The following is a 13,592-nucleotide window of genomic DNA, read 5'->3' as shown; positions in this document are numbered from 1 at the left end:
TCAGATGTGTATAATAGACATCCTTCCAGGGGTGGGAGTAGGCGTCGCCGGCTGAGGGGTTGGCGTTGGCGTAGGATTCGTGGAACTGCCGCCAGTGAACTGGTTAAAGAGCTTCGAGAAATCAAAGGGCTGCTGCTGAATACCACTGCACGTCGGCGATACATAGGCCCCATTGTTGGGACAGGGCTGATCACGGCCCGCCGACCACATCGACAGCTCCCCCAGACCATTCTGCTGGGCGAAACTCAGCAGCTGCTGGGCATCCTGGAGCGTAAAGACCTCGGGCGACACATCGTTTAAGCCGATCATCGGCGTCACCCCAATCATCGCCCACAGCTGGGCGTTCGACTTGTTGGGGTAAAGGCTCTTGAGCTGATTGAAGGTGCTCTGAGCGGCGCTAATGGCATTTTGCCCCATCTGATTGGGAGGGGCCGAGCTGCCGTAATCCATCGCCATAATATTGACCATGCCCACGTTAACGCCGTTAGCGATGGCATTCTGCAGAAGATTGATGCCATCCTGCGTCAATCCCGAAGGCATCACCGGCAGCGTATACGAAACGAACAGCCCAGGGTTGGCCGCCTGCAGAGCGGCAAGGGCCTTATTGCGCCGGTCGACCGAGGCCGAGTCGGCAATGGCCGCCCCCTCGATATCAAAATCCACGTGCGTCAACTGATAGTTGGTCACCACGGCCTGGTACTGGGCCTGCAAGCTACTGACGCTGCTGCAGGCCTGGGCCAGCTCGGTGCCATTGGCGCCGCCAAAGGAGACAATCACATCGCCGCCCAGGGCCCGCAGATTGCTGATATCGCTCTGCAAGAAGCCCTGATTGACGGGAGTCGTTCCATTCCACTCGGCCTGACAGCTTCCGCCTCCATTAATGATGAAGGCCAGTGTATAGAACTTCACCCCGATCTGCTGGGCCGTTTGCGTCAACTGGAACGTGGGGTACAGACCTGTATCAACGTAGGGAGCGAAGTAGTGGGTGGGGAAGCCGGCGGCCTGCGCTGGCCGACTCTGGTGCAGCTGCCAGCCGACTAAGAGAGAGGCTGTCAGCAAGAGCGACAGGACGACGAAAACGATAGGACGCGGTAATCGTTGCTGCATCGTTGCTCCTTTGTTGCATCATGCATCGTTAGTAACGAAAACAGGTAAGAGAGAGAAGAAGGCCGCAGCCATGCGAAACAAAGAGCAGCAGGGAAGCGCGCAGCGCAGCGTTGCGCATGACTGCTCGACCTGGGGTCAGCCAGAAGGACGGAGGGGAGATAAGGCATCACTCGCTCACCTCCTACTGATTGAGTGCCTCATCATAGAGCTGGCACAGCGTCTGTAGCGCTGCCCTCTCACCGACATCGTCTCACGGGGCGGGTTGCCAGTGTATAGCAGCAGTTGCGCCTTGATAACAAAGCGACAGAGAAGCATCGTGATCCCTGGCGCACTCAAGACAGAAGCCTGTGTCAGGTGGACCAAAAGGCGATCTGAACGCTCAGAGGGAAGAACGCTCCTCTAAACGAGAGAGTAGTGGGATATGGATAATATGTCAAGATGTATAGTCCACATGGAGGGGGATTATGCAATATGCACAAAGTTTCGCCGGTTCTCTTCGGAGGTTTTGCCTGTATGCAAGGGGAGTGAGAATTCCTATACTTCAGAAATAGAAGCGCAACGATTGCGATGTACCCCTTTAGGGCCATTGGGATGGTGAAATGGCTGAGTTGGAGGTTGGGAGGTCTGCACAGCAAAGAGAGCCCTCAGCGCCGAGAACCCTGGAAGTCTCCTCGAAGGTGAGCACGTTACCTGGAAAGGGGAGTTGTTACAGCATGTCTGTTACCTCATTTCTGCTGCTGCTAGCCTGTTTACTGATTCTTGCGAAGTGTGTCAGCTGGATCTGTCAGAAGTTCTCGCTCCCTAGCGTTTTAGGCATTTTGACCATTGGGATCATTGCCGGGCCATCGGTCCTGGGGTGGCTTCATCCGAACGAAATCCTCTCGACCTTTGCCTCGCTAGGAGTCATCATGCTCATGTTTCTGGCCGGTTTGGAAACGGACATGGAGCAGATGCGCCGAGTGCAGGGAGCGGCCTTCGTGTCAGCGACCTGTGGGGTAGTAGTGCCCCTGATTGCAGGAACGATCTTTGCCTTAGCGCTGGGGCATACGCTGCCGGTGAGCCTCTTTATTGGAACACTGTTGACAGCTACCAGTGTAAGCATTTCAGCACAGACGCTCAAGGAGATGGGGCGCCTGAACTCGCGCGAGGGCACGACCATTCTGGGGGCAGCAGTAATTGATGACGTGCTGGGGCTGATTGTCCTATCGCTGGTCTTAGCGTTCACCCTGGGGGAGAATCCAGTTTGGTCCATTCTGAAGATGGCGGCCTACTTTCCCATAGCCTATCTCCTTGGTCGCTATGGCTTCCCCTGGCTCTCCCGGCTGCTTCCACGTATGCTAGCCCTGGAAGCACGCCTGGGCATGGTGCTGGCGCTTGTCCTGCTCTATTCCTGGGCTGCGGAAGAGCTGGGCAGTGTTGCGGCCATTACCGGGGCCTACATTGCTGGTCTGCTCATAGCGCGCACTGAGATGCGCGAGTGGGTTCATGATGGCATATCGAAGATTGGCTATGCCCTCTTCATTCCCCTCTTCTTCATCAACATCGGTATTGATGCAAATATTGCCTCGATAAAGCAGGTATCACCTCTGTTGGTGGGCGGTCTGTTGGTCATTGCCATTGTCAGCAAGATCGTTGGATGCGGCTCGGGTGCCTGGGTCTGTCGGTTTCCCTTTCTGGATGCTGTGCGCGTAGGAGTGGGAATGATCTCCCGTGGAGAGGTGGCGCTGATCACTGCCTCCCTCGGGCTAGAAGCCGGGCTTTTATCGCCATCGCTCTATGCCACAGTCATTCTGATTGCCCTGGTCACAACGATGATTACCCCGCCGCTCCTGCGCTTGAGTTATGCGGTACGCATCCAATGGCTCTCTCAGCCACTACTGATGGCTCGTCAATGGCTAGCGGGGGCATCTTCACCAGTGCCAGCGGTAACAGCAGAGGAGGAGGAGTAGCCTATGCTGGAATCCATGAAGTATCAAATGCTTTTGGATGAAGGCTACTCGGCCATACGCCGTGGTGATCCAGAGGCGGCTCTGAATCACTTCCGGCGGGCCTGTGAAAGCTACCCTGATCGTCCCCAGGCTTACTTTGCAGTTGCTGTAGCCTCTCTTGAGCAAAACGACGGTGACCAGGCGATCGAGGCCCTACAGAAAGCTCTGGCGGTCGATCCGACTTACGCTATCGCGCGTGCCTATCTGGGGGTTGAATACCTGAAGCGCCATCGTCTTAGTGAGGCCCAGCAGGAGCTCGATCAAGCCTTAGCTGATGCGCCCCATGATCTCCTTGTTCACATCAAATACGCCGAGTATTACTTCCGTCTGGGTTTTTATCATCGCTCGGTTGAAATGCTTGAGAAAGGCCTGAAAGGACCTCATCATGCCAAAGAGCACGTTGTCCTAATGGCCAGACAGTTACTCACGCAGGCGCGGCAGAAATGCAAGAGCATTGTTCTGCGAGACCCGCCTGATCCTCGTCATCTCCTGCGTTTCCTCTCGCCATTCTGGCGTCGTAGGAAGCGTGTTCTAGCCTAAGGAGCAGTCATGTTTGTGGCGATCCCTAATCGCCAGGGGCAAGTGGTGGTCATTTAGAACCTCTTGGAGAGAAAGGATGGTTCCATGCTCGCTGTCTGGTTGTTAATCGGTTGTCTATTTGTCATCATGTTCCTACGTGTGGGCCTCCCCTTTGGAGTTGAGGCAGCTGGGCGGACCGTTGCCCGTGTCACACTTTCCTTTAGGGAGCGGCTTCTCTGGCATCGTGCTGACATGTATGCCCTGGGTGCCGTATTGCTGCTCAGTGCCATCGGGGGTTGGTTCCCTACCACCCTTGAGCTTGTTCTTATCCTTGTGGCGCTTGCTATTGTCAATCTGCCGGTGCACTATCGGTTAACCGATCGTGGAATTGCCTGTAACAATGTCTTTTTCCGGCCTTGGGAGGAGTTTGAGTATGCGACACTTCGTGGTTGGAAGCTGACCTTTATCCCGCGCAAGGGGGCTGGCAGGCTGCGCCTGGCCCTTTCGCCGAAGCATCAGCGTGAGCTTCTCCCCTATCTGAGTCGTTTTCTGCCGATCCGTGAGCTGAGCGAAGCTAAGAGGCCGGAGAGCTTCCGGCTACGTGTGCGGGCGCTTCAGAGGTATTTTCCCGCACTGAGGACCCTCCTTATCTTCGCTGGTTTGCTAGTCCTTTCGCTGGTCTTGCTCAGTGCTTGTGGCGCGGGTCCTGATCCCAATGGGCTGAACAGTAGTGATCAGCAGCATCTGACCTCGGTTACTGCGACTGGTACGCAGCCATCGATCTCTCAGGACGATCTGAACAAGGCCAAGACGAGCGAGCCATTTGCCTATAATCTGGCCCTGTATGTGGACCAGAACCGCCTGGCTATCAACTTCGTCTGGACGCTGGTCACGGGCTATCTCGTGATGTTCATGCAGGCCGGTTTCGCTCTGGTAGAGACGGGGCTATGCCGCGCAAAAAATGCCGGTCATACGATGGCCATGAACTTTATGATCTATGGCATCGGTATGATTAGTTACTTTGTAGTTGGTTTTGCCTTCCAGTTCGGTGGAATTGGCCTTCTCGGGGTCCCGAACCTGGGCGGCCTCTCCAGCCTGACCAACGAGCTGACCATTCCCATCGGTGGTATCAACTGGGGTATCGTTGGCTATAAGGGCTTTTTCCTCAACGATGGCACCTATGACGTCGGGGTGGCCGTGATGTTCCTTTTCCAGATGGTTTTCATGGACACGACCGCTACCATTCCGACGGGGGCGATGGCCGAGCGCTGGAAGTGGAGTGCCTTCTGTGTCTATGGGTTCTTCGTTTCGACGCTGGTCTATCCCATCTATGGAAACTGGGCCTGGGGTGGTGGCTGGCTCTCGCAGCTTGGCAAGATTGGTCTGGGAGCTGGCTACATTGACTTTGCTGGCAGTGGTGTGGTTCATGCCGTAGGTGGCTGGTGTGCCCTGGCCGGAGCAATGGTCCTTGGTCCGCGCCTGGGCAAGTACAATCGTGATGGCAGCCCCAATACCATTCCCGGCCATAACATGGTTCTCGCCCTGCTTGGCTGCTTTATCCTGGCCTTTGGTTGGTTTGGTTTCAACCCTGGCAGCACGCTAGGAGCTTCTGGAAACGGCAATCTGCGCATCGGCCTGATCGCCGTGGATACGATGCTTGCTGGCGCCTTCGGCTCGGTTGCAGCCATGCTTTTCACCTGGCTCACGGGGGCGAAGAAGCCGGATATTGGCATGATGGGCAATGGTCTCCTTGCTGGGCTGGTGGCGATTACTGCTCCCAGTGGTTATGTGAGCCCCGTTTCGGCTTGTATCATCGGAGCAGTTGCTGGCATCATCGTCATTCTGGCGGCTGGCTTTGTGGAAAAGGTCCTGAAGGTTGATGATCCCGTTGGGGCCGTTGCGGTCCATGGTTTCAATGGCCTGTGGGGGCAGATTTCGGTCGGTCTCTTTGCCGATGGCCTGGCCAACTATGGTGGCCTTCAAGTGCGAGGTCTCTTCTTCGGTGATCCAAGTCAGCTTGTTGCTCAACTGATCGGCGCGGTTGCCTGCTTCGTCTACGTCTTTGGAATCTCCTGGCTCTTCTTCAAAGCCTATGACAAGCTCTTTGGGCTGCGTGTCTCGCCTGAGACTGAGCTGGCGGGCCTGGATATCCCCGAGATGGGGTCACTGGGCTATGCCCCTGATGCTGAGCCATACCGTGTCGTCGCCCAGGGCGACGGTAGTGTGGCGGTGGCCAGTGGGGCTGCTAGCCAGGATTGAGTTGCCCCCTTCCTCCCTGCAGATAGTTATTCCTGGCCTCCTGAACTCCTGAGACAGACCGTAGATGGGAACAACGGCGTTCCCATTCCTCCCTTCTGTGCTGACACTCGCTGGACAGAGCGTGGAGGCCGTGAGCACCTGTTACAGTGTTCACGGCCTCCGGCCCGTGCCTGCTTCACGGTTTTCCCCTTGCCAAAAGCCGTGTTCGTATGTTACACTTTTTGAACAGCGAACGCTGGTTGTTCGGCTGTATGGACCGTGACCAGGTGTCCGCGAGCCCCGCCGCTCTTCCCCGACCAATGCCGCTCATGTGTGCGCATCTGTGCGCCCTGCAATCCTGTCTATCCCGATGACCTCGGCGAGCGCTGTTCTGGTCGCCGATACAGTGTGGCTCCAACGCTGGTGCCTCCTGGTCTTCTATGCTGTCTGTTTTACAGGAGGGCAATCTATGCAGCACCACGCTTCTGCTGATCCCGCATATCCGCTCTACGATGCCCGGTGGGAACATGATGCCTGTGGTACAGGCTTTATTGTACAGATTTCCGGAGAGCGCAGTCATGCGCTGGTAGAGATGGCCCTGGAGGCGCTGGCTCGCCTGACGCACAGGGGGGCTCAAGACGCCGATGCCGAGACCGGCGATGGTGCTGGCGTGCTGACTCAGCTGCCGACGGAGCTGTTCCGCTCGGAGCTGGAGGCCCAGGGGATCACGCCACCCGAGGCTCACGCCCTGGCTGTGGGCATGCTCTTCCTTCCCCCCCTCGCGCGCGCTCCCGAAGAGCTTGAGGCAAGCCGCCAGATCGTTGAGCAGACGCTGGCCGAGTTGGAGATCCCGCTGTTGCTCTGGCGCCAGCCGCCGCTCGATGAGAGCGTGCTTGGCTCCCAGGCGCGCGCAACGCTGCCAACGATTTCCCAGATTTTGCTTGCATGTCCAGACAAGCTTACCCCCGAAGCGTTCGATGCCTCCCTCTACTATGCCCGTCGCCTGATCGAGCGTCGCTGGCTGGAGGCCGGCCTGGCCAATGCCTACGTGGCCTCGCTCTCTCGCCATACCCTGGTCTACAAGGGCCTGATGGCGCCCGATACTCTGGCGCGCTTCTACCGCGACCTGGCCAATCCTCTCTATACCAGCGCTTTTGCTATCTTTCACCAGCGTTACAGCACCAACACCTTCCCGTCCTGGCCGTTGGCCCAGCCGTTCCGCATGCTGGCCCACAACGGCGAAATCAATACTTTGCTTGGTAACCGTAACTGGATGCGGGCGCGCGAGAAAGCCCTGACTGCCGCTCGCTGGGGGGAGAAGCTGGCCGCTCTACTGCCTGTGATTCAAGAAGGGGGCAGTGATTCGGCCCAGCTTGATAACGTGCTAGAGTTCTTAACCTGTTCTGGTCGGGACCTGCTGCATAGCATGCAGATGTTGGTTCCACCGGCATGGGAGCAAATGCCCGAGCTGGATCATGCGTGGCGGGCCTGGTGCGAGTATCATGCAGGCCAGATCGAACCCTGGGATGGCCCAGCGGCCTTAGTCTTCAGCGATGGGCGCTTTGTGGGCGCGGCTCTCGATCGCAACGGCCTGCGCCCGGCGCGGTATACGCTCACCTCGAACGGGCTGCTGATTCTGGCCTCGGAGGTCGGGGTGATTTCCTGTGAGCCGCATGAGGTGGTCGAGAAGGGACGTCTGGGACCGGGACAGATGATCGCCGTGGACCTGGAGCGTCATGCTGTGCTGCGCGACGAGGACATCAAAGCGATGTTAGCGCAGCGCCAGCCGTACGAGCAGTGGCTTGATGCCAACCTGGTGCGCCTGAAGCGCATCCCACAGGTGGTAGCCTCGGAGCTGTGTAGCGATGAGGGAGATCAGCAGGAACTAGATGCCGAAGCCCTTTTCCAGCGTCAACTGCTCTTTGGCGTGACGAATGAGGATGTTGAGTTGATTCTGCGCGCGATGGTCCAGAATGCCAAAGAGCCGATCTGGAGTATGGGCGATGATACCCCGCTTGCCTCTCTCTCGTTGCGCTCCCGCTCCCTGGCCGACTACTTCCATCAGCGCTTTGCTCAGGTTACCAATCCGCCCATCGATCCTTTGCGTGAGCAGGTGGTCATGTCACTGGACTGCTACTTGGGACGGCGGGAAAGCCTGCTCAGCGAATCGCCACGCCATGCCCACCTTATTCACCTGGAGACGCCCCTGCTGACTGAGGCGCAGTTGAAGACGCTCCGTCATCTGGAGGGGCAAGGATTTCGAGCGCGCACGCTGGAGGCCACCTTCGCGTTGGCCGAAGGGCCGGCGGGACTGGAGGCTGCTCTGACGCGTTTGGAGCGCGAGGCGGTGGCCGCTGTTCATGAGGGCATCGACCTTTTGATTCTGAGCGATCTGGGGACCGATCTGGAGCATGTCCCTGTCCCGATGCTGCTGGCTGTTGGGGCGGTCCATCAGGAGCTGATTCGTCAGGGTCTGCGTACCTCCGTGTCGTTGGTTTGTGAGACCGGCGCTGCCTGGGATATTCATCAGATTGCCTTGTTGCTCGGCTATGGCGCGGAGGCGATTGTGCCAGCTGTGGCGCTGGCAACGGTGCGTGCTCTGGCCGGTGAGCGTCATCTGGAGTCGATCACGCCCGAGGAGGCGGTTGAGCGCTACTTCCACGGAGTCGAGGAGGGCCTGCGCAAGGTCATGGCGCGCATGGGCATCTCGACTGTGCGCAACATCATCGGCGGTGGCCAGTTCGAGATCGTAGCCCTGGAGCCTGCTCTGGTCGAGCGCTGCTTTGCTGGCTCGCCGGCCCATCCGGGCAAGATTGGGCTGGAGCAGATTGCACGCCAGTTGATCGAACACCACCAGAAGCTGACTCAGCCAGCGGAGCAACCTGTGGCGGCTTCGCGGGCGGCAGCCACTGCTGCTGCGGCTCATCAGCGGCGCAAGCTACCCGAGGCCGGCTACTACCGCTATCGTCGTGATGCTGAGTATCACGCCTTCAACCCGCTGGTAGTGCGCGCCCTGCAGAAAGTGGCCCAGAGTGGCGATCCCGAAGACTATCGTCGCTTTACTGAGCTGGTCTATGGGCGTCCACCCACCAACATCCGTGATCTGCTCAGCTTCGTGCCGCGTGAACCCATTCCCATCGAAGAAGTTGAGCCGGTCGAAGCAATTCGCGCGCGCTTCGTGGTCTCGGCGATGTCGCTGGGGGCCCTCAGTCCCGAGGCCCATCGTACCATTGCCGCCGCTATGAACAGCATTGGCGGACGTAACAATACGGGCGAGGGTGGCGAAGATCCTGATTGGTATTACGAACTGCTGGAGGGCCATCCGGTCAGTAGCAAGATCAAGCAGGTGGCTTCCGCGCGCTTCGGTGTAACCACCGAGTATTTGGTGCGAGCCGAGGAGCTGGAGATCAAGATGGCCCAGGGTTCGAAGCCGGGCGAGGGCGGCCAGCTTCCACCCAACAAGGTCACACCCTTTATTGCCCGCCTGCGTCACACGGCGCCGGGCGTACCCTTGATCTCGCCGCCGCCCCATCACGATATCTATAGTATCGAAGATCTGGCCCAGCTGATCTATGATCTGCGCCAGGTCAATCCGCGGGCGCGCGTTGGGGTCAAGCTTGTGTCGAGTAAAGGCGTGGGAACCATTGCGGCAGGCGTAGCCAAGGCCCATGCCAACTACATCCATATTGCCGGCCACGATGGCGGCACGGGCGCCTCTCCATTCCAGTCGATCAAACATGCAGGTATCCCCTGGGAGCTGGGTCTGGCGGAGACCCAGCAGACGCTGGTGCGCAACGGCCTGCGCAGCCGTGTGCGGGTGCGCGTTGACGGCGGCCTCAAAACGGGGCGTGACGTGGTCATCGCGGCGATGCTAGGGGCCGATGAGTTTGGTTTCGGCACCGCTATCATGGTCTCGCTCGGCTGTGACATGGCGCGTCAATGTCATCTAAATACTTGTCCAGCGGGCATAGCTACCCAACGTGAGGATCTGCGCGCGAAGTACACAGGCCGGCCAGAGATGGTCGTCAATTATCTGACATTGCTGGCCCAGGAGGTGCGTGAGATCCTGGCTCGGCTGGGTGTGCGGCGCCTTGACGAGATCATCGGGCGGGCTGATTTGCTGCAGTGTCCCGAAGATGTGAGCATCGAACTGGCGCCTGTCCTGGCGACACCGGCGGGTGGCTTTGTGGCGCCAGCGCCACCGCCGCCAGGTTCGCAGGTGGCGGCCCAGATTCTCAGCGAGGCCGAGCAGGCCCTAAATGGAGAGCGCAGCGTCTTTACGCAGCATAGCATCCACAACGCCGACCGCACGGTCGGGGCCAGTCTGGCGGGAGAGATCGCGCGGCGCTATGGCAATAAAGGGCTACCGGGCGTGAGCGTCACCTGCACGTTCCACGGCTCGGCAGGACAGAGCTTCGGCGCCTTCTGTGTGCCTGGCATGCGTCTGATCCTCAACGGCGAGGCCAACGACTATGTGGGCAAGGGCATGACAGGCGGCCAGATTATCATCATGCCGCCGCCAGCGGCGCGCTATCCTGCGCATAAGAATATCATTATGGGCAATGCGGTTCTCTATGGGGCCACCGGCGGCCAGCTCTTCGCCGCTGGCTGTGCGGGCGAGCGCTTCGCTGTGCGTAACAGCGGCGCCCTGGCTGTAGTTGAGGGCGTAGGGGCCCATGCCTGTGAGTACATGACCGGCGGCATGGTGGTGGTGCTCGGCAGCACGGGCATCAACTTTGGAGCCGGTATGTCCGCCGGTGTGGCCTATGTCCTCGATCCCGAGGGCGTCTTCCCGCCGCGCTGCAATACCGAACTGGTCGAGCTGCAGCGCATCAACGACCCCGATGAGGCGGAGGCGCTGCGCACGCTGATCGTGCTCCATCGCAAGAAAACCCATAGCTGGCGCGCAGCCCAGATTCTGGCTGAGTGGGACCATATGCAACGCTTTTTCTGGCGTGTGGCGCCGCGCGAGCGAGTGCAGACAGCGCGCGATTTCCTGGGAGCCTATCCCGAGGAGAAACGCGACGCCGTAGGAAGCTAGCAGCATGAAGGGCCACCGCTCTCGGTGGCCCTTTTACTGCTGACTGCTCAATACTGGTCTGCTGACCACATCCGGGCTGCCACGGTGACCACGGTTCGCTGTAGGATGAGCCCGGCTTGTCGGACTAGTCTGCTGCCTGTGAGATGTGCCTGCTGCGGCTATGCTGGCGACTCAGCACCTGCTCTTTCAGGCAGCATGAGGCAAGCAGAGTCAAGAGGCTGATGAGGGCACTGGCGACGAAAGCCTGATGCAGGCTCTGCGCCAGCCCACTTTTCACGGCATTGAGCAGGGCTGCGTAGGCGCGCAGCCCCTGTGGTCCGTAGGCGGCGAAGGCAGCGCGAATCCGTACCAGAGTGTTACCGGGCGCGAGCAAGACCAGCGGATCATCGAAGATGCTGATAAGGCGTCCAGGCAATGCTGTGCGCAGCGCCGCTGGCAGGGCGGCATGAAAAGCCGGGACGTAGCTGGAGGTGACGATGCCTCCCAGAACAGCCAGACTGATGGTCCCTCCGAGTTGGCGGAAGAAAGCCAGTGCCGCCGTCGCCTGACCGAGCTTATCCGGCAGCGCATTCTGCACAGCCGTCGTATAGACGGCCTGGCCCGCTCCCATACCAATCCCCAGCACTAGCATGGCTATCAGGGCATCCACCCATTGTGCGTGCACGTTCAGGCGTAGCAACAGCAGTGTGCCCAGCAGGGCGATCGCGGCCCCGGCGACCGCCTGCCATTTGTAGCGGCCCGTCAGGGAGAGCGATAGCCCGGTGGTCACTGCGCCGACGATGGCGGCCAGCGCCAGGGGGATGATCACCAGCCCGCTGTTGGTCGCCGAGCTGCCAATAACACCCTGGATGAAGAGCGGAATGTAGTAAGCGCTGCCCATCAGGGCGATATTGAGGCTGATCGTTACCAGGGAGGCGATGCCGAAAACGCGCGGGCTGCGGCGAAAAAGGCCCGGCTCAAAGATCGGCTCCTGCCCGCGGCGCTCCAGAGAAGCGGCGTGGAGCACAAGGACGGTCAGGAAGACGGCAGCCCCTGCCAACAAGGCGAGGATCTGCGGCGAGAGCCAGGCGTACTGATTGCCGGCCCAGGAGAAGGCGAGCAGCAGTGGCACCGTGCCCAGTCCCACGAGCAGAGCACCGACATAATCGATAAAGACCTGCTCTACCCGTGGTCGCAGCGGTGGCATCAGCCAGAGCAGCGCAACCAGGGCCAGACAACCGATAGGCAGATTTACATAGAAGATCCAGCGCCAGGAGAGGTGGTCGGTCAGCCAGCCGCCAGCCAGCGGCCCCACGACGGCGGCCAGCGCGTAGACGCTGCCTGTCAGGCCCATCCATTTCCCGCGCTCGCGCGGTGGAAAGAGGTCGCCAATAACCGCGGAGGCAATGGGCTGAAGACCGCCGGCGCCGATGCCTTGAAGGGCGCGGAAGACGATCAACTGCGCCATTGACTGCGCCAGCCCGCTAAGGGCCGAACCAATCAGAAACACTCCGATGCTGAAGAGAAAAATGAGCTTGCGCCCCAGTAGATCGGAAAGCTTCCCGTAGATGGGAATGGTGACCGTTGACGTTAGCAGGTAGGCGATACCAACCCAGCTGAGATCGGTGAAACCTTGAAGATCAGCGGCAATGTGCGGCAGCGCGGTGGCTACAATGGTTTGGTCAAGTGTGGCCAGGAAGAGAATCAACAGAATACCGCCGATGGTGACGAGCGTTTGACGGCGGCTGTAGGCTACAAGATCCTCCTGCTGCGCCAGGGATGGCGGCAGCGGTTGCTCCAGTTCAGGCTGCATAATGGTGAGCCTTTCTCTGCTTACATCAGGACATCAGGACATACGATTTTAGGTACAGCTAACACGCTGGCTGGGTCTGCTGGCCTGACAACGATGCTCAGGGCTTCAGGATGCGCAGCATCCGCTCGATGGAGGGCTGCACCTCGCTGTATACGTCCATGAACCAGGCGCCCGTGGCCAGACCCTGAAGCAGCGACCCGTAGAGCAGCGTCAGCTCGTCGGGGTCAGCCACGACCACCTGGCCGGCCTGCTGGCCCTCAACGATCAGCTCGCGGAAGAAAGCGTACGACTCACGGATGTAGCGTTGTGCCAGCGCTCTGATCTCTTCAGGTACAGCCTCACTGATCAGGGTGTGCAGCACTACATGGACATAGGCCGGTCGACGGCGCATGCCTTCCCACATGTAGGCTGTCAGACGATAGAGCTTCTCCCAGGGCGTGCCTGGCTGCTCGCGTAACTCCTGCAGGCCAGTCAAAGCCTGATCCAGAGCGTTGGAGATCACTGCTCTCAAAAGCTCTTCCTTACTGGCAAAGTAGCGATAGATCAGGCCCTGGCTGATCCCGCCGACTGCGGCGATATCGCTGATGCGCGTCTCCGCCAGCCCTTTGCGCGCGAAGATCTCCGCGGCCACATTGAGGATCTGGCGACGGCGTTCATCGCGTATCTGCTGATTGGCTTGCTCGCTGCGTGGCATTGGCTGATCCTGCTAGGTAATATGCTGGGCGATAGGCTGGGTCATATGCTCTGCTCGCGGTTGCCCTGATCTCGGCTCAGCCCAGCTCGAACTCGCGACCGAACTATTGAATGAGTAATCACTCATTCAACACATTGAAAAGTATAGCCTCCTTGCTGTCCTCCGTCAAGAGGGCAGGGAGAGGAGGAGGTGAGGGCCAGGCGGGGCGGTGGC

The 13,592-nt window shown here is 59.4% G+C and carries 7 protein-coding genes; 4 read left to right on the top strand and 3 right to left on the bottom strand.

The window, feature by feature from the left end; genetic code table 11:
- The gene (locus IRZ31_RS15120; protein ID WP_297155083.1) at positions 1-1,107 is read right to left on the bottom strand and encodes a chitinase; all 1,107 of its coding nucleotides are present in this window, start codon (positions 1,105-1,107) and stop codon (positions 1-3) included.
- Between the two features lie 713 nt (positions 1,108-1,820).
- Here IRZ31_RS15120 and IRZ31_RS15115 point away from each other — a divergent pair.
- From IRZ31_RS15115 to gltB, 4 genes are all read left to right on the top strand, one after another.
- Positions 1,821-3,056 carry a cation:proton antiporter gene (locus IRZ31_RS15115; protein WP_297155082.1) on the top strand — a complete coding sequence of 412 codons (1,236 nt, stop codon included), beginning with the start codon at positions 1,821-1,823 and terminating at the stop codon, positions 3,054-3,056.
- 3 nt (positions 3,057-3,059) lie between these two features.
- Positions 3,060-3,635, top strand: coding sequence for a tetratricopeptide repeat protein (locus tag IRZ31_RS15110; protein ID WP_297155080.1), 576 nt, complete (start codon positions 3,060-3,062; stop codon positions 3,633-3,635).
- An 84-nt stretch (positions 3,636-3,719) separates the two neighbouring features.
- Positions 3,720-5,873 carry an ammonium transporter gene (locus IRZ31_RS15105; protein WP_297155078.1) on the top strand — a complete coding sequence of 718 codons (2,154 nt, stop codon included), beginning with the start codon at positions 3,720-3,722 and terminating at the stop codon, positions 5,871-5,873.
- 448 nt (positions 5,874-6,321) lie between these two features.
- Positions 6,322-10,893 carry a glutamate synthase large subunit gene (gene gltB, locus IRZ31_RS15100; RefSeq protein WP_297155077.1) on the top strand — a complete coding sequence of 1,524 codons (4,572 nt, stop codon included), beginning with the start codon at positions 6,322-6,324 and terminating at the stop codon, positions 10,891-10,893.
- 124 nt (positions 10,894-11,017) lie between these two features.
- Here the strand turns inward: gltB and IRZ31_RS15095 are convergent, their stop codons facing one another.
- Together IRZ31_RS15095 and IRZ31_RS15090 are read right to left on the bottom strand one after the other, a co-directional pair.
- Positions 11,018-12,685 (bottom strand): MDR family MFS transporter, encoded by a 1,668-nt coding sequence (locus IRZ31_RS15095; protein WP_297155075.1) that lies wholly within the window; start codon positions 12,683-12,685, stop codon positions 11,018-11,020.
- 97 nt (positions 12,686-12,782) lie between these two features.
- Positions 12,783-13,379, bottom strand: a complete 597-nt coding sequence (locus IRZ31_RS15090; protein WP_297155073.1) for a TetR/AcrR family transcriptional regulator — start codon at positions 13,377-13,379, stop codon at positions 12,783-12,785.
- Between the last annotated feature and the right edge of the window lie 213 nt (positions 13,380-13,592).

The sequence above is a fragment of the Thermogemmatispora sp. genome, assembly GCF_019683635.1.
Taxonomy (GTDB): Bacteria; Chloroflexota; Ktedonobacteria; order Ktedonobacterales; family Ktedonobacteraceae; genus Thermogemmatispora.
Note: the sequence above shows the minus strand (reverse complement) of the source record. Positions and strands in the feature narration are given on the sequence as shown.